The following is a 16731-nucleotide window of genomic DNA, read 5'->3' on the forward strand; positions in this document are numbered from 1 at the left end:
TATCTGATGACTTTATTATGACGAAAAAAGTCCCATTTGTAAATGCCATAATAATACATAATTAACATTGTAAAATCGCATTTAACCGGTTTTCCCATGTATCTGATAAATCAACAGCCCTGCTTTCCCGCTGCTTCAAGAATTTATTGTAATCAAGTCCATCATTGACGCAGCAGTTCGCCGGCTTATTTTGGAGTTGCTGATCAAAACATTCCATAAGATATTCCCTGATGCAGCTTTCCAAAAATATTAATTTCCTTATTTTAGCAGACTGTTTCATTTTTTCAATTTTTTGTTGTTCTATCTGGTAAATCGTCTCTTGTTCAGTCAAGTGATTCTTCCAATAGGAAATCACTCTCATTGATGTTTCCCTGACAATACCCTGTTCGACCAATTGAGTCCCCTCATCAGCATTTCGATATATTTCACGGATTTCATTTTCAGTCGGTAAATCGTCAAGTACCAGGCTTTCAAGGAGTTCTTCGTCACCTGCTGCATACAATAAGGTTGCAAGGGCCGGACTGCCGTCTCTTCCCGCTCTGCCCACTTCCTGCACATATCCTTCTATGGAAGTAGGAACTTGATAATGGATGACGTGGCTGATGTCAGGAATGTGGACGCCCATGCCGAATGCGTTTGTTGAACATACCCATTCCAGTTCGCCGTTTTGAAACTGCTGCTGCACAAAAATACGGTCCTGGTGCTCCATGCCTCCATGGTAGAAAGCGGTCCGGATTCCGGCAAGATTCAATAACCCCGATAATTCCTGTGATTTTTTTCTGGTGCCGGCATAAATGATTCCCGGTCCCCTATTCGCTGAAACAAATAATTTCAGCCATTCCAGTTTTTCATTTCCGCTAGTGAACTTCCTGATATCGTATGCAATATTTTTGCGGTCCATCGGATGAGTGTAGACATATGGATCAGAAAGGTCCAAATAGTTTTTGATCTCTTCTGTCACCTTTGCCGTGGCGGTGGCAGTAAGCGCCAAAACTCTCGGATGGCCCAGTACCGGCAAAATTTCAGCAATCCGCAGGTAATCCGGCCGAAAATCAAAGCCCCATTGGGATATACAATGGGCTTCATCCGCTACCAGCAACGAGATGCGGATATCACGCAATCTATTTTTGATATAAGGTTGTACCAGCATTTCAGGAGAAATAAAAATAAAACGGTAATTGCTCAAGTTGTTCAAAACGTTTGACCGCTCAGCAGGGTCAAGAAAGGAATTGAGGGCTGTCACTGACTTTTCCCCCATTTTCTTAAGCTGAGCTACCTGGTCCTGCATCAATGACAGTAAGGGAGATACAATCAGCACGCTTCCTTCCAGCAAGTGAGCGGGAAGTTGATAACACATCGATTTCCCCATCCCTGTCGGCAATAAGGCTATGACATCCTGGCCTGCCAGGATTTTTTCAATTACTTCTTTTTGGCCGGGACGAAATGAGGTAAAGCCATAGGCATCGAATAATGTTTTCTCCAGATTCACTTGATCTCCCCCTTTGTCGCCAGTGCCAGGCGAATTTGAAAATAACTGGCTTCAGGCACGATTTCTTTGATATCCCGAAGCCTTTTGGTATTTTGCGACTGGCTGGCTGCAATGATTTTGCTGTAGAGGGCCCCTCCCATAAAAGCAAGGATATCGAACCCCGGATCATTCATGGCTAATTCCACAAAATGATCTTCAATTGTGCTGGTTTTCAAACCTCTTAATGCAGCAATCTCTTCAAGGCTGCGTCCATTCTTGAAATAGCTTTCGGTTCTTCGTGCAGTCTCGGTAAGCGAAGATTTTTGGATGACACCATCCAATAGGACTTTAAGCAGCGGATAATCCTCCGTTTCTATTATCTCCATCCAGGTATGCAGCGCTTCTATTGCCTGCAAGCGAATATCGATGACTTCCTTGCTTTCCATTGCGGCGATTTGTTCCCACGTCAATCCGCCGACTTTATAACCGGAAAGCCTTTGTAAGACAATTTTTTTAGCCGCGTCGTCTACCTCCGCCTTGGAGAGGCTGCCGGCAATTTCTGCTTTTAAATTTCTGCAGCTTACCTCATTGCGATAATCTATCCTATGTAAATATGACTTTACCCATTGTTGTACATCATCAGCGATGACCACCGGATCAAATACTCTATGATTTTGATGGATATGCGACAAGGTCTGGACAATCAGTGATAAACGGGCCATAAACAACTGTTCGTTCCCCCGGTATTTCCAGCCATTCACTGATGGCGCGGCCGGTTGATAAGCTAATGACTCTTCCGACATGCGGACAACTTGACCATCTGTTATAATAAAACCCTTATCAAAAAGCTTTTGTATAGCTTTATCGTATACCTTTTTTTCCAGTTTCGGCAGGATGCCGAAATAAGGATGGAGTTTATAATAGCCGATATCCTGTATTGTCTGGCCGGACTTTTTGCCTTTTAACAGGTGATAGGGAGATGAAACAGTCCGCTCGCCATCCACTGCTTTTAAAATAATGATAAGAATATCTTCAAATAACAAGACTGCGCCCCCTAGCGGTTTTTGGTTGAAAAACTAAACAAACACCTTTAGAATGAAAACGATAGTATAACTGAACTTGTTCGGAGATAAAGGAGAGGAATAAGATTATGGCTAAGTATACCATTGTCGATAAAGATACTTGTATCGCTTGTGGCGCCTGTGGAGCTGCAGCACCCGACATTTACGACTATGACGATGAAGGAATCGCTTTTGTTATCCTAGATGATAACATGGGGAACACCCAAGTTCCAGACGAATTGGAAGAAGATATGGAAGATGCATTCGAAGGCTGTCCAACAGATTCCATTAAAGTGGCGGACGCACCATTTGAAGGCGACCCATTAAAATATGAAGACTGATACTTGATGCAATAAGAAATCCCCCGAGAAAATTTTCTCGGGGGATTTCTTATTGTCTGCACTTTAATGGCTCTGTTTCAAAAATGGCTATAATTTAATTCAGGTTTGATAGAACAGACGCTGCTTTTCGATCCATCTGTGCATGCTGCTGAACATCAGCAGAACCACAAGCGTCAGCAATAGGCCTTTAATCAAGTTGAATGGCAATATACCTAATACAATTGTTCCGAAAAGCGCACTGCCTGTTTCAGCAGGCATGTTCAGGAAGTATGTGTACATTGGCAGGAATACCAAATAATTGAGTATGCTCATGCCGATTGCCATGGATATAGTTCCCGCAGCCAATCCGAAAACCATCCCTTTTTTAGTGGAAATTTTGTTGTAGATGTAATAGACCGGCATGAAAAATAATATGCTTGTTACAAAGTTCGCCAAGTGGCCAACTGGCACTCCAGTCGGACTTCCCTGAAACATCCAATCAAGCACATTTTTGAAAAAAGCCACAAGGATTCCGGCCACAGGCCCCATCGTGATTGCCGCAATCAATGCTGGCACGTCACTGAAATCCACTTTCAAAAATGCCGGCAACGCTGGCAGTGGGAAGTTCAACAGCATCAAAATAAATGAAATACTGCTCAGCATCCCGATTACAATCATCGACTGTAATTTTTTGTTCTTCATATTCCTCTCTCCTTGTCGTGATTCACCAGAAGAAAGGCTTGGATAGTGTTGTCACATAATAAATCCCTTAAGCAAACAATGCTTAAGGGAGAAAAGGCACACTTAAAATAGCGTTCCGTTTACAGTAAACGACACACGTCCGCACCTTCACCTTCTCCCATCCAGACTATACTGTCGGCTTTGGAATCTCACCAAATCCTGCGTTTTACGGCTCGCGGGCTTATGAACAATTGTTCAATTACCGCCGGTAGGGAATTGCACCCTGCCCCGAAGATGAATCGATATTTTATTGGATTACAAATTAATGATAATCGAAAAAAGACGCATTGTAAATAGCTTTGCTTACAATGCGCCTCTCCTGTTAATTTCCATATTCTTTTATATTAATTCCTGCCGGGACTGGCAACGGAGCGGTGAAATCGAAGTTGCCCCAATTTTCGTCAGCCGTATTTTCAAGCATCAGCTCTTTGCCAAACGAATCAGCGGCAAGAACCATTCCTTCTATCATATTAATAGCTTCCTGATAACCATAGGAATCAAAATCGGCCGGCTCGTTAAACTCCACGGTAACCATTTGATCCGTTTCTGAAACGGAATATTCAACACCGGCTGGGATGACAGTTGAGTAAAGGTCGTTTGGTGTTGACTTCATCGCCTCTAATGCCTCTGCAGCACTTTCATGCGGCATATTGAAACCCGGTACAAGATAGCTGGAGCCGTTTGCATTGTCGTAGGTATAATAAGCAAGATTCAGGTTGCCTGGTTCCAAAGGTTCTACTGGTCCCACTTGATCAAAGTCGGCAGCTTTCCCTGCCTCATCGACAACCGCAATTCCTTCCGCATCCTTGAACGTTGCTGCGAGTGAATTGAAATAGACCGTCATCGAAGCAGACGCCAGATCGTAATTGTGGTTTTCCGGCAATCTATGCACTAATCCTTCTGCTGTCTTTTCGATGGTGCCTGCATAAGGATGGTATTCATCAAACCCTAATGCTTCCTCATCAATTTCAGGCGCATAGCGATTGTAGAGATCGACAGCATCCACTTCGAGGGTTCCGAAGTCTTCCAGCAGCCGGTCATGCCAAACAACGAAAGATACCGGGACTACAATCGCGTTCTCGGTAAGCCCTACTGTAAAAAGGGACATGCCATCAAGTTGATCTTCATATAATGAATTCTCGGCCATTTCAACGTTATTTTCCGTGGCACTGAAAGCATCTGAGCCTTCTCCGGCATCCTCGGCTTCAGATGATTCCGTTGCTGCCGATTCGGATTCAGATTCACCGCCGCCGTTATCTTCTACAGCAGCTGAACCCGCATCTCCGCTTTCTGTTGTGCTTTCTTCCGCGCCTTCGCCTTCTGATCCGCTCATATCATAAGCACTCTCGTTGCTGCTTTGGCCGAGCATGGAAGCCAGCAGAACGCCAAATGTGATAAATGCCAAAGCCGCAACCAGATAAGGGATCCAATGTTTCGACTTCTTCTGCGGTTTTTGTGTTTTTTGAAGCCGTTTATATACTTCTTCTTTCGGTCGTTCATCTTTAATAGTGGGGAAATCCTTTAACAAACTTTCGATGTTTTCATCATCCCATTTGTTATTCGGCATTTTGTAATCCCCCTTCCTTTGCGGTTAATTTTTGGCGCAGGGATTTGATGGCCCGGTGCTGGGTCGTTTTGACTTTTCCTTCTGACCATCCGAGGATTTCAGCAGTTTCAGCAATGGACAAATCCTGGAAGAAGCGCATGATGACGACCATCTTCTGGTCGCCTGTGCAAGTATCCAACGCTTTATATAATGAGAGCTTGTCTTCATTCAATAAAGATATTTCTTCCGGCAAGCGCTCAGAAGAGGTCAATTGCTGCGTTTCCCAATCGAAATGCTCCATCGAATGCTTCTGTCTGACCGAAGCTTTACGGAAATGGTCAATGGCTACATTTTTAGCAATGGAAAAAAGCCATGTCTTTTCGGTGCTTTTTCCTTCAAACCGGTCGTAGGCCCGGAATACCCGAATATACACTTCATGCATCAGGTCTTCCGCGATATGGCGATTCTTGACCAAGTAAATCAGGAACTGAAAAACGTCCTGGTGATACTGGTCATAAAGCCTGTGGAAAACGGAGTCATTCATGTACTCCCCCCGTTCTTAGAATTAGTCGTTTTATGTCGAATAAGGTTACATCTTTTTTAATGGCAGCAGGAAATAGAAAGAAGTTCCTTTTCCAAATTCACTCTCAACGTCGATTACGCCGTCATGAGCCTTGACAATATTGCTGGCAATCGCCAGTCCGAGTCCTGTACCGCCTTTGCCGAGCGTCCGTGCTTTGTCCGCTTTATAGAAACGTTCGAAAACAAAGGCTTTATCTTCATCAGAAATGCCCGATCCCGTATCATTTACGGATATTTTGGCGAAATTGTTCTGTTGCTGGGCTCTGACGATGACTTTGCCGCCTCCCGGCGTATGACGCAATGCGTTATCTATCAGATTGGTCATCACCTGTTCGATTCTGTCTTCATCAAGTTCAGCAGCTGTCCAATCGTCCATTTCCGTTTCAAATGACAAATCGACACCAGCTTCCTTGGCAGCCTGGGTGAATTTCAGCGTCATGCGCTCAATCACACTATTAAGTTGGACGACATCTTTATAAAGCCTCATCTGACCGGATTCCAACCTTGCCAAATTCAGCAAATCTGTTACAAGGCGTCCCATGCGCTGGGATTCTTCGTAGATAATTTTGGTCATTTCACGGCGTTCATCTTCACTTGCCCCCACATCATCCATTAATGCTTCACTGTATCCTTGCAGCATAGCGATTGGCGTGCGAAGTTCATGGGATACATTGGCAATAAAATCTTCACGCAATTTTTCAAGTTTATGCTGTTCGGTCATATTATGAAGCACTGCTACAGCACCCCGGATCGATTCTCCACTATATAAAGGACTAAAGGAAATCGCATAATACGCCCCTTCAATTTCAAGCTCTTCTTCAATTTCCTCTTCAAAATGCAGGACATGGTCGAGCATATGCAACAACTCGACCGGCAATGGCTTACCTTCCGGTATCGTCTTTTTCAATCCCCAGTACTCAATTAATTTTTCGGCTGGAGGATTGCTGAGCAGAACGGTCTTGTCCTGATTAAACGTGATGACCGCATCTGCCATGGACGTGAGGATACTGGATAACTGCTCTTTTTCCTGGCTGATCACTTCCAGATGATGTTTCAATTGGCTTCCCATCTGATTAAATGCGGTTGCCAACTGGCCGATTTCATCTTTCGATGTTGATCTGACCCTCGTGTCAAAATTCCCTTTTGCCAGCTCAAACGCGCCTTCACGCATTTTGCGGAGCGGAGATGTAATGCGGGAAGAAAGGAAAAATGCAAAAAAAGTTGTAAGCAGCAGAGCGATAAAAGCTGACAGAAAAACGATATTCGTTGTTCTTTCTGCAGTCCGGTCCATAACTTCCAAAGACTGATAGATGAAGACAGTTCCGTGCATTTCTTCGCCTGTCTGTAACGGACTGGCCAGAACAATATAAGATTCCATTCTGTCTTCATCAGTTAAAGCAGGCATCAGCATTTCTTTCATCACTGTTTCATCGCTTTCAAAAACCTTTTGGAATGCTGGTTCGTTCAAGATGCGTTCCCGAATTTCTTCGCCGTTCATGCCATCATGCAAATAATAAGTGCTTTCATAGGGAACTTCGGCAATCACTGCATTTGTTTCAGGCCCCAATATATCATCGATGATATTCAGGGATATTTCCAGATTGCCATGTTCATTGAAAATACGTGCAATTGTCGCCGCTTCCTTATTGAGGGTTTCTTCGACTGTTTCGCTATGATAGTTGCCGAGGAACTCCAATAGGAGAACAGTAACAATAAAAAGGACAAAGGAAACGAGAAGCAGTATGGTGATCCACAGCTTCCCGACTACACTATTCCATATTCTATTCATTGCCTACCTCGAATTTATAACCTACTCCCCAAACAGTAACAATCATTTTGGCAGCAGATTCAGAAACCCGGTTCAATTTTTCACGCAATCGTTTTACATGGGTATCGACTGTACGCAAATCGCCGAAGAAATCATAATGCCAGACTTCTTTTAGCAGATGTTCGCGGTCGAAAACCTTATCCGGTGCTTTTGCAAGGAAATAAAGCAATTCATACTCTTTCGGAGTCAGGTTCACTTCTGTACCATCAGCTGTGACACGGTGTGCATCATGGTCAATCGTCAAATGCGGGAAAACGACAAGATCTTTCGATACGGTCGAATTGGCTGACGGAGAATAAGCTGATGAACGCCGAAGAATCGCTTTTACACGCAATACAACTTCCCGCGGACTGAACGGTTTGACGATGTAATCATCTGCTCCGGATTCAAAGCCTTCGACGCGGTTCGCCTCTTCGCCTTTGGCGGTCAGCATGATAATCGGCGTCATTTTCGTTTCACGCAACTCGGTTGCAACTTCGATACCGTCTTTTTCCGGCATCATCAGGTCCAGCAGAATGCAATGGTAATCTTTTTCGTTTGCCATCTCGAGGGCCTGGACACCGTTTTCCGCTTCTTCGACAAGATATCCTTCACGCTCAAGGTACATTTTCAATAATCTGCGGATCCTTTCTTCATCATCGACAACCAAAATTGTAATTTCCTCAGACATCGTAATCCCTCCAACTTTCTTCTATTCTTACATTGTACCGATAACATTTCCAAAAATAAATAAAAATGGGTTTCCATATAATCAGCCAAATCTTATTGAAAAAGCGGACGGAGAAAATAATGCTTTTTCTCCGCCCGCTTTGATTTGATTCCTTAAAAATTTTATATTGTTCCAGACCTGTTATGCGTAAGAGTGCAGACCGGCAATAATCAGGTTGACCGCCACAAGGTTGAACATGATAATCGCAAATCCGACTACACCAAGCCAAGCGGATTTTTCTCCATGCCAGCCTTTACCCAAACGAAGGTGCAGATAAGCAGCATAGAACAGCCAAGTGATGAGCGCCCATACTTCTTTTGGATCCCAACCCCAGAAACGTGACCAAGCAATCTGCGCCCAGATCATGGCAAAGATCAATGCACCTAGCGTAAACAATGGGAAACCGATGATTACAGCACGGTAATTGATTTCATCCATCAACTGCAGGCTGACGTTTTTGACGAACGGCTTGAAGATTGCCGCAATGCGTCTGCGTGCAACCAGTCGGATCAGCCAATACAGAATTGTTCCGACGAAGAACGACCATAGTACTGTCGTGATTTTGCTGGCATTAATGATTGCGGGGGTTTCAAAAAACGGCTCCATAGCACCTTCAGTCAATGAAGTGTATTCATTCATCCCGACTAACGGCGGCATGTTATACGTAATGGAAGACTCATTGCCATCCTTATTGACGTAAGTGAAATCAGCCTGGTAACCCGTCAGTGAGAAATAGCTGCTGGCGATTACAAAGCCCATCACCACAACAAGTGAATACATAATTGCTTCAAGCCAGAAACGCTGTTTCGACTTTTTGTTCATATCAACGACCTTCAAAAGATAGACCAGTCCTGCTCCTGCACTGATCGCAAGAATTCCTTCTGCAATTACGACGGTACTGACGTGAATTGCCAGCCAGTTTGTCTGCAAAGCAGGAATCAGAGGACTGACTTCGCTTGGGAACATACTGGCGAATGCAATGATCAATAATGCAACCGGAAGTACGATCATACCCAGAACCGGCGTCTTATAAAGCAGGTAAAGGACGATGAATCCACCCACTAATGTCATTCCGAAAGCTGTCGTGAATTCAAACATATTGCTGAGTGGTGCATGTCCGGTTGCTGCCCACCGGGTTATAAAATAACCAAGATGCGAGAGGAAACCGATTAAGGTGACGATGAAAGCAACTTTCCCCCAGCGGCCTTCGGATTTAAATGATCCTTCCTTATTGCCTCTGACTGCTCCACCAAAAACAAATGTGGCAATCAAGTACGCTACAAAAGCAACGTACAATAAATTTGAACTTAATTCCGCCATTGTCATGATAATTCATCACCTTCCAGTTTCTGCTCTTTCTCCAGCTTTTCCTGCTTCTCAATTTCTTCCTGTTGGTCAATATAAGGCGGAAGTGATGCGAATTCGGAAACCTGATCCAGATCTTTCTTTAAACCATACCAGTTTTTATTGGTGTGGCCTGCTAATACAAGTCCGCCGTCCTCTTGTTTTTGAATCCAGAAACGGCGATGGTTGAAGTACATACCTTGTGCAACGCCTATCATAAAGATCAGGCCGCCAAGACCAAGAATCGGCAATGTACTGTCTTTACGGATCGTCAAGCCCGATACATCGCGGGTTTCCGCATTCTGGAATGTTAACTTATACTGGTTTTCTCCCAGAGGTTCAATCGTATTTTGAATGACGATGAAGCTGACTTCCCCGTCGGGAGTTTCAGGTGTAAACATTCGCACAAGGAAACCGGGGTTATTCGGAATCGGTGTTTCTGTTTGAGGTTCACCATTTTCAAATCCTGAAAAGTCAGGATAATAGCCGAGCAGATCTACACGTGTGTCATTGCCCAAATCATAGGATTTCTCAGGGCTGACAAGGTCGATTGTGAGCGAACCAAGTGATTCCTCAGTTTCTTTATTCGTCAGATCAAATGTCATCGCTCTTAGTTCGTTTTGGCGGAAGTCCATCTGGTAAACTGCGTAGCCATCAAATTTTAAAGGCTGATTGACCCGAATCGCATGCTCTTCGACTTCTTCCAACTCGTCAGTAGCTCCTGGCAGACTTTCTTCCGGTGTCTGGTAGAGGACGATGTCGGTCTGATAATTTTTGGCTACGGTTCCTACTCGATCGATTGCTTCTTCAAATTTCGCATCTTCACCTTCACCTGTGTAGGTTTCCATTGTGAAGTTTTTGTTTTCAAGGAAGTACCCCGGTGCATCAGGAATCGCCCGCGTTTCACCTTCACGTATCCAAAGTGTTTCGTCCACATAGAATCCAGGCATCATGCGCAGCATAACACCAAACAGGAAAATGATGAGGCCTATGTGATTGACGTAAGGGCCCCATCGTGAGAAACGGCCTTTTTCAGCGAGAAGGCCATTCTTATCCAGTGTAACCTTATATTTCAAATCCTTCAGCTTTTCTTCCGCTTTTTGCATCGAATCCTCAGGTGCAGGACCTTCAGCATAAATGCGCTGTTTGTTCATAAAGCTGGGGTGGCGCAAAACCCGTTGGTTTTTTAATGAACGGTATAAAGGCACAAATCGGTCCAGACTGGCCACAATAAGAGAAATGGCCAGCATGCCTACTAAAAGGATGAACCAGGCAGAACTGTACAAATCATGGAAACCGAGGAAATGATAAATTTTACCGATTTCACCGTAAACGTCTGCATAATACGCTTTAATAGTGGCATCATTTCTGACTGGAACATTAACATATTGAGCTTGCGGAAGTATCGTACCGATTGCTGCTGCAATCAGCAGGATTACGATAATAGAGACTCCGACTTTAACACTCGAAAAGAAATTCCAGATTTTGTCTATAATTGATTTATTATAAGTTTGAGATCGACGGGCAGTTCCTTCATAACGCATGTCCGCCAATTTCTTATTTTGTTCTTCTTCTGTCAAAGAACGTCCGCAGGATTCGCATAATATTGTCCCCGGCGGATTGACATGGCCACATTTACATTGCATTTTTCCCATCCCAAAAACTCCTTATTGAGGTTTGATTTCTTCCATGAAGCCTTTTATATCCTGTTCCGACATTTCACCGGTGACTATCCTCTGGATGTCGCCTTCCGGATTGACCAACACGGTTGTCGGCAACGGACGGATATTGTAAGCCGTCATAACCGACTTTGATCTGTCTATCGCTATTGGAAAGGATAAATCAAAACGGTCAGCGAATGACTGCACTTCGAAATCAGATTGGGCGATATTTACTGCAAGTATATGGACGCCTTGTTCTTCATACTCTTTATATTGTCTGTCCATAGCCGGCATTTCCTTGACACAAGGTTCACACCAAGTGCCCCAGAAGTTCAGAAATACTCCTTCGCCTTTGTAATCGGAAAGTTTATGGCGGTTGCCCTCCATGTCTTCCAAAGCAAAGTCAGGCGCCTTATCGCCTACTTTAAGCACTTCCACATCATCAGCTGTTACGCTGTTATAGATGGTGTATCCGATTGCCAGCACAAGCATAGATAATATAGCTAAACGCATAAAAGCGCGATTTCTTTTTCGATTCGTTTTTTTTGCTTTTTTGTCTTCTGCCATGCTTTTTTCCTCCTCCGAGGTCATTGATGAACCAATTATAGCAAAGTTTCATAGGCAAAAAACCTGGAGTTTTGAAGGGTTTGTGAACGTTAATGCCTCTTTCCGGTTTCAGCCATCACCCGCAGCAATTTCACTTCATGGGCGGTTAACTGGCGTGATTCACCGGCATTCAAACCGTGCAAAGTAAGGAAGCCGAACTGTTCGCGGCTCAGTTTTTGGACTGGGTAGCCGATTGCTTCGAACATCCTTCTGACCTGCCGGTTCCGTCCTTCGTGGATTGTTATCTGAACGATTCCCTTACCTTGTTTCTTATCACCGGACAGAAGTTTGACTTTCGCCGGTGCTGTCATACCATCTTCAAGCTTAATCCCGCGTTCAAGTTTCTGAAGGTCCTCCTTGGCCGGAATTCCTTTTAACCGTGCTACATAAGTTTTGTCGATTTCATATTTCGGATGTGTGAGGATATTCGCGAATTCACCGTCGTTCGTCATGATCAGCAATCCTGAAGTATCATAATCCAATCTTCCGACCGGATAGATGCGCTTATCGACATCATCGAAAAAGTCAGTTACCACTTTCCGGTTTTTGTCATCAGTCACCGCAGAGATAACACCGCGGGGTTTGTATAATAAATAATATACTTTCTGTTCTTTTTCCAGTTGAACGCCTTCAACTTCAATAGTATCGGATGAAGAAACTTTAGTACCCAATTCCTTTACCACTTTACCGTTCACACGTACTTTGCCATCCAAAATCATCTGTTCCGCTTTACGTCTTGAAGCGACGCCGGCATGTGCCAGCATTTTCTGCAATCGTTCCATAAACTCACCCCGTCTAATTTAATCTTCTCTTTTATACTTTTGCTTCTTCTTTGAAAGCTTCCTGAAACTTGGTCATGAAAAGATCTGTGTCGCCGTCCTGGTCGCCTTCCGCTTCTTCCGGAAGCGCAGGCAATTCATCCAGATTTTTCAGTCCGAAATAGTTTAAAAACTCACTGGTCGTGCCGTACAGGATAGCTCTGCCTGTTCCCTCAGCTCTTCCCACTTCCTGGATAAGCGCTTTGCCGGCCAGTGTGTGAAGCGCTTTTTCGCTTTTTACGCCTCTAAGATCTTCAATTTCAACTCTTGTGATTGGTTGTTTATACGCAATGATGGCTAGAACTTCCAATGATGCTTGCGACAGCGATTGAACAGTAGGGTTTTCAACAAGCCGCTGAATCGTGTCAGCAACTTCTTTTTTCGTTACCAATTGATAAACTCCAGCCAATTCTTTTATCGTAATGCCTGAGGTCTCGGTTTCTTCATATCTTTTGGCCATAACAGCAATTTCATCTTTGATATCTTTTTCTTCGGCTTCTGTTAAAAATTCCAGCTGTTTCATCGATAATCCGTCGTCCCCTGCAACAAACAGCAATGCTTCTATTTTACTCGAAAGATGCGTCATCATAATCCCACGTTTCCTTTCTAAGCTCGACCATCAGATCGGTGAAATTTTTTTCCTGATCGACCGCCACAACTTGCCGTTTCATAAGCTCCAGCAGCGACAGGAATGATACCACCATCACAGTCTTATCATCGGAAGGAAATAGTTCAGTGAACGCCGTCCTGCCTTTCGCAGCTTTTAAAGTATCGACAATGGAGACCATCTGGTCTTTAATGGAAATTTCCTGACGGGCAATCCTTGCTGACAGCGGAGCTTTCAGTTTCTTTCTCCTCATCAGTTTTTGGAATGCTGCCAGCATATCGTATGGATTCACTTCAAGGTCGATGTTTTCGAATGGAGCCAAAGTCTGATACTCCGACAAGTCCATCGGCGGTTTAGTGAAAATCGCTGCCCGATTAGCTTCCAGTTCCTTTAGCTGCCCAGACGCTTCTTTGAATTTCCTGTACTCGATAAGGCGTGAGACAAGCTCATCTCTTGGATCCTGCTCTTCAAACTCATAATCAGGATCTTCAAGGTCACCCTGGTGCACCGGCAGCAGGGTTTTACTTTTAATCGCCAGCAAAGTTGCCGCAAAAACAAGGTACTCACTTGCTTCATTTAACTCAAGGACTTGCATTGCGCGAATATGCTCCATATACTGAGTAGTGATTTGTGAAACCGGAATATCGTATATATCAATTTCCAAACGGTGTATTAAATGCAATAATAAATCCAGAGGCCCTTCAAAAGCCTCAATCTTTACTTCATAGGACATCCTGCCAACCACCTGACTGTTAAAGATACTCAATATATTATAGTAGAAAGGGGATCAAAATGCACCCACTCCATCACCCGCTCTTTATCCAATACATTATACACTTTAATTTTCATGAAGATTATTTCGAATGCCATGAAGTAGGGGAAGAATACTGGAAAAGTGTCGCCCCAAAAGATAAGATGCATCCTCTGGCAGGCTGGATCCAGATGGCGGTCGGCATGTATCATTGGCGCAGAAGCAATTATCCAGGTGCTTTGCGCTCGTTTATCCGCGCAAAAGACAAACTTTCAGATGCAGGGATCTGGACGGAAGGATTCGACGGCACTGTGCTTGCCGAACAATTGGCCGATGCCATTGACGGAGTAACAACACGCCGTGAATTCTCTGCTTATAAACTTCCAATTATTTCTGATGAACTAACAGCTGAAGTCAGCCGTTATATGATAGAAAATCCATCGGAAACCCTTGAACCCTATTATCTGATGCATAAACACAGATTGCGGGACCGAACATCCATCATAAATTTACGGGAACAAAAAAAAAGGCGGAAACTTTAAAATTAAAGTTCGCCTTTTTTTTGTGGACATTTTGTAAGGAAAGCTTCAGTTTCTTTTGTTGCAATCATCTCGCGGTCCTGCATGATCTGTTGGATCTTCTCGATCATCGCATGTCCTATGCCTTCTCCACGGTGGGATGGGTTAACGGAAATGTGATGAATTATGAATCGGTCTTCGGCAACTTCAACGCCAAGCAACCCGACAAAATCCTCGCCTTTTTTCCAGAGGTATAACTGCCAATCAGGATTTTCTTCGTATATATGCATAGTCTGCTGCAGCTTTTTAAGCTCACGCTCTTTAGGCATGAACGACAGCAAACCCATCGCTATTTTTTCGAATGATTTTTTGTATCTGAATAACATAGTAATCCCTCGTTTTCTTCTTGAAACAACTTAACTTATCCTACTATATTCTAGTCAATAACTCAAGTTTTGCAGAAAAGCGACAGTGAAGAGCGGGCCACTATAGGCCCCGCTCTTTGCGACGAAGCAGCGAAGCGATGCAGGAGCACTGCAGTGGCTTACGACTCGAGGAGCTGGCCGTTGGAGTCTGGACACTAAGAAAAACGACAGCAAAGAGCGTAGCGATGCAACGCCCTTTCATGTCTCGAAGCTAGCGAAGCGATGCAGAGACAGGAGCATTAAATTGGCCGATGCTCCGAAGTCACTCCACGCTTCTAAAAATCACACACCCGGCACCTGATCTGCAAAGAAAATCCAATACACTACACCCCAGCCGACAGCCATCAGCAATAACAGTATAAGCAGTATGATATTGCTCTTTTTCATTACAGTTCCGCCTTTACACCGTATTCAAGATCCAAACTGACAATGTCTTCATGTGTTTCACGTCTGACAGCAAGCTGATGCTTCCCGTTTTCAGCGAACACTACTGCAGGACGGGCAATCCGGTTATAATTGCTGGCCATTGAATAGCCGTATGCGCCAGTACAGAAAACAGCCAGAATATCCCCTGCTTCCGCTTCCGGCAAAGTGGCCTGTTCAATCAATTTATCCCCGGATTCGCAGCATTTTCCTGCGACCGTATAAGTTTCTGACAATGCCTGGTGCCCTTTATTGGCAATCATCGAACTATAGGCAGCACCATATAGAGCAGGTCTGATATTATCCGACATGCCGCCGTCCACGGCAATATATTTCCGTATTTCCGGCACTTCTTTCATTGAACCGATTGTATATAGAGTTGTGCCGGCGTCCCCTACGAGTGAGCGCCCTGGCTCAATCCAGATTTCGGGAACAGGAAAACCGGAATCTTCCGTAATCTGCTTGACCGTATCGATCATTTCCTTCACATATTGTGATGGTTCAAGTGGCTGGTCTTCTTCTGTATAACGGATACCGAAGCCGCCGCCCAGATTCAGTACTTTACACTGATAATCAAATTCTTTTTGCCATTCCGACATTTTGGATACCAGCTTGCCGGCTGCCAAACGGAACGCGGCTGTATCGAATATCTGGGAGCCGATGTGGCAATGAAGGCCCAGTACATTCAAATAATCATGCCGGTGCGTCTGTTCGAATGCTTGGTCGGCTTGGCCATTATTAAGATCGAAACCAAATTTCGAATCTTCCTGGCCGGTTGTAATATAGTCATGCGTATGTGCTTCTATGCCCGGTGTGACCCGCAGCAGAATATTCATCGGCTGCTTCAACTCTTCCGAAAGAAGCTTCAGCTGTCCGATTTCATGGAAGTTATCAACTACGATACAGCCGATTCCTTCTTCAAATGCCATCTGCAATTCGCCTAGGCTTTTATTGTTCCCATGAAAATGGATTTTTTCCTTAGGGAAGCCGGCTTTGACCGCTGTAAACAATTCCCCTCCCGAAACGACATCGAGGGATAAGCCTTCCTGAGCCGCGACCTGATAGATGGCGATACTGGAAAATGCTTTGCTGGCATAGGCCACCTGATAACCGATGCCGGCGGATTCAAATGTTTCCTGGAATGCACGAGCCCGTTTCCGGAATAATTCAATATCATAAACAAAAAGTGGCGTTCCGTATTCTTTAGCTAATTCAATCGAATTAACCCCTCCGATAGTTAAATGGCCTTGCCCGTCAATGGCTTGTGTACCGTATAAATGCATAGTCAACCTCCTGGAATGTGTATTCGAAAAAATCTTGCCG

Annotated in this window: 17 protein-coding genes and 1 riboswitch; of the genes, 2 read left to right on the forward strand and 15 right to left on the reverse strand. The window is 44.3% G+C overall.

The features are described from left to right. Positions 1-61: 61 nt before the first annotated feature. On the reverse strand, positions 62-1489 hold the full coding sequence (locus DP120_RS05785; RefSeq protein WP_112222713.1) for a RecQ family ATP-dependent DNA helicase: 1428 nt from the start codon (positions 1487-1489) through the stop codon (positions 62-64). Further along, positions 1486-2511: a YpbB family protein gene (locus tag DP120_RS05790; RefSeq protein WP_112222714.1), complete on the reverse strand. Its 1026-nt coding sequence runs from the start codon at positions 2509-2511 to the stop codon at positions 1486-1488. Before DP120_RS05790 ends, DP120_RS05785 begins: the two co-directional genes overlap by 4 nt. A 107-nt stretch (positions 2512-2618) precedes the next feature. Between DP120_RS05790 and DP120_RS05795 the strand changes: the two genes are divergently transcribed. Continuing rightward, positions 2619-2870 carry a ferredoxin gene (locus tag DP120_RS05795; RefSeq protein WP_033541495.1) on the forward strand — a complete coding sequence of 84 codons (252 nt, stop codon included), beginning with the start codon at positions 2619-2621 and terminating at the stop codon, positions 2868-2870. Positions 2871-2969: 99 nt separating this feature from the next. Here the strand turns inward: DP120_RS05795 and DP120_RS05800 are convergent, their stop codons facing one another. From DP120_RS05800 to DP120_RS05850, 11 genes are all read right to left on the reverse strand, one after another. After that, entirely contained in the window at positions 2970-3551 is a 582-nt protein-coding gene (locus tag DP120_RS05800; RefSeq protein WP_112222715.1) for an ECF transporter S component, read from the reverse strand. Between the two features lie 145 nt (positions 3552-3696). Continuing rightward, a riboswitch (FMN riboswitch) is annotated at positions 3697-3830 on the reverse strand. A gap of 82 nt (positions 3831-3912) precedes the next feature. Continuing rightward, positions 3913-5157: a hypothetical protein gene (locus DP120_RS05805; protein WP_112222716.1), complete on the reverse strand. Its 1245-nt coding sequence runs from the start codon at positions 5155-5157 to the stop codon at positions 3913-3915. After that, complete coding sequence (gene sigX / locus DP120_RS05810; RefSeq protein WP_112222717.1) at positions 5147-5680, reverse strand: RNA polymerase sigma factor SigX; 534 nt, start codon at positions 5678-5680, stop codon at positions 5147-5149. The genes DP120_RS05805 and sigX overlap by 11 nt, the downstream gene beginning before the upstream one ends. A 45-nt stretch (positions 5681-5725) precedes the next feature. Continuing rightward, positions 5726-7507 carry an ATP-binding protein gene (locus tag DP120_RS05815; protein WP_112222718.1) on the reverse strand — a complete coding sequence of 594 codons (1782 nt, stop codon included), beginning with the start codon at positions 7505-7507 and terminating at the stop codon, positions 5726-5728. Continuing rightward, positions 7500-8216, reverse strand: coding sequence for a response regulator transcription factor (locus DP120_RS05820; RefSeq protein WP_112222719.1), 717 nt, complete (start codon positions 8214-8216; stop codon positions 7500-7502). The genes DP120_RS05815 and DP120_RS05820 overlap by 8 nt, the downstream gene beginning before the upstream one ends. A gap of 180 nt (positions 8217-8396) precedes the next feature. Then, entirely contained in the window at positions 8397-9581 is a 1185-nt protein-coding gene (ccsB, locus tag DP120_RS05825; protein WP_112222720.1) for a c-type cytochrome biogenesis protein CcsB, read from the reverse strand. Continuing rightward, positions 9578-11254: a cytochrome c biogenesis ResB family protein gene (locus DP120_RS05830; protein WP_112222721.1), complete on the reverse strand. Its 1677-nt coding sequence runs from the start codon at positions 11252-11254 to the stop codon at positions 9578-9580. Before DP120_RS05830 ends, ccsB begins: the two co-directional genes overlap by 4 nt. A gap of 12 nt (positions 11255-11266) precedes the next feature. Next, entirely contained in the window at positions 11267-11827 is a 561-nt protein-coding gene (gene resA / locus DP120_RS05835; protein ID WP_112222722.1) for a thiol-disulfide oxidoreductase ResA, read from the reverse strand. An 89-nt stretch (positions 11828-11916) separates the two neighbouring features. Then, positions 11917-12648, reverse strand: coding sequence for a pseudouridine synthase (locus tag DP120_RS05840; protein WP_112222723.1), 732 nt, complete (start codon positions 12646-12648; stop codon positions 11917-11919). A gap of 31 nt (positions 12649-12679) precedes the next feature. Beyond that, the gene (gene scpB, locus DP120_RS05845; protein ID WP_112222724.1) at positions 12680-13273 is read right to left on the reverse strand and encodes an SMC-Scp complex subunit ScpB; all 594 of its coding nucleotides are present in this window, start codon (positions 13271-13273) and stop codon (positions 12680-12682) included. Next, positions 13251-14024, reverse strand: coding sequence for a segregation/condensation protein A (locus DP120_RS05850; RefSeq protein ID WP_112222725.1), 774 nt, complete (start codon positions 14022-14024; stop codon positions 13251-13253). Before DP120_RS05850 ends, scpB begins: the two co-directional genes overlap by 23 nt. Positions 14025-14083: 59 nt before the next feature. On the opposite strand from DP120_RS05850, the gene DP120_RS05855 reads away from it, so the two are divergent. Further along, the gene (locus tag DP120_RS05855; RefSeq protein WP_112222726.1) at positions 14084-14584 is read left to right on the forward strand and encodes a DUF309 domain-containing protein; all 501 of its coding nucleotides are present in this window, start codon (positions 14084-14086) and stop codon (positions 14582-14584) included. Positions 14585-14586: 2 nt separating this feature from the next. Here DP120_RS05855 and DP120_RS05860 read toward each other — a convergent pair whose 3' ends face one another. Together DP120_RS05860 and lysA are read right to left on the reverse strand one after the other, a co-directional pair. Beyond that, positions 14587-14946 (reverse strand): GNAT family N-acetyltransferase, encoded by a 360-nt coding sequence (locus DP120_RS05860; RefSeq protein WP_112222727.1) that lies wholly within the window; start codon positions 14944-14946, stop codon positions 14587-14589. 425 nt (positions 14947-15371) lie between these two features. After that, positions 15372-16691, reverse strand: coding sequence for a diaminopimelate decarboxylase (gene lysA / locus DP120_RS05865; RefSeq protein WP_112222728.1), 1320 nt, complete (start codon positions 16689-16691; stop codon positions 15372-15374). Positions 16692-16731 lie beyond the last annotated feature (40 nt).

This window comes from Planococcus halotolerans, from assembly GCF_003289955.1.
Lineage (GTDB): Bacteria > Bacillota > Bacilli > Bacillales_A > Planococcaceae > Planococcus > Planococcus halotolerans.

Bases quoted from the DNA above. Each gene is read 5' to 3' on its own strand.
- DP120_RS05795 (WP_033541495.1), top strand. From the start codon at position 2,619: ATGGCTAAGTATACCATTGTCGATAAAGATACTTGTATCGCTTGTGGC.
- DP120_RS05800 (WP_112222715.1), bottom strand. From the start codon at position 3,551: ATGAAGAACAAAAAATTACAGTCGATGATTGTAATCGGGATGCTGAGC.
- DP120_RS05805 (WP_112222716.1), bottom strand. From the start codon at position 5,157: ATGCCGAATAACAAATGGGATGATGAAAACATCGAAAGTTTGTTAAAG.
- sigX (WP_112222717.1), bottom strand. From the start codon at position 5,680: ATGAATGACTCCGTTTTCCACAGGCTTTATGACCAGTATCACCAGGAC.
- DP120_RS05815 (WP_112222718.1), bottom strand. From the start codon at position 7,507: ATGAATAGAATATGGAATAGTGTAGTCGGGAAGCTGTGGATCACCATA.
- DP120_RS05820 (WP_112222719.1), bottom strand. From the start codon at position 8,216: ATGTCTGAGGAAATTACAATTTTGGTTGTCGATGATGAAGAAAGGATC.
- ccsB (WP_112222720.1), bottom strand. From the start codon at position 9,581: ATGACAATGGCGGAATTAAGTTCAAATTTATTGTACGTTGCTTTTGTA.
- DP120_RS05830 (WP_112222721.1), bottom strand. From the start codon at position 11,254: ATGGGAAAAATGCAATGTAAATGTGGCCATGTCAATCCGCCGGGGACA.
- resA (WP_112222722.1), bottom strand. From the start codon at position 11,827: ATGGCAGAAGACAAAAAAGCAAAAAAAACGAATCGAAAAAGAAATCGC.
- DP120_RS05840 (WP_112222723.1), bottom strand. From the start codon at position 12,648: ATGGAACGATTGCAGAAAATGCTGGCACATGCCGGCGTCGCTTCAAGA.
- scpB (WP_112222724.1), bottom strand. From the start codon at position 13,273: ATGATGACGCATCTTTCGAGTAAAATAGAAGCATTGCTGTTTGTTGCA.
- DP120_RS05850 (WP_112222725.1), bottom strand. From the start codon at position 14,024: ATGTCCTATGAAGTAAAGATTGAGGCTTTTGAAGGGCCTCTGGATTTA.
- DP120_RS05855 (WP_112222726.1), top strand. From the start codon at position 14,084: ATGCACCCACTCCATCACCCGCTCTTTATCCAATACATTATACACTTT.
- DP120_RS05860 (WP_112222727.1), bottom strand. From the start codon at position 14,946: ATGTTATTCAGATACAAAAAATCATTCGAAAAAATAGCGATGGGTTTG.
- lysA (WP_112222728.1), bottom strand. From the start codon at position 16,691: ATGCATTTATACGGTACACAAGCCATTGACGGGCAAGGCCATTTAACT.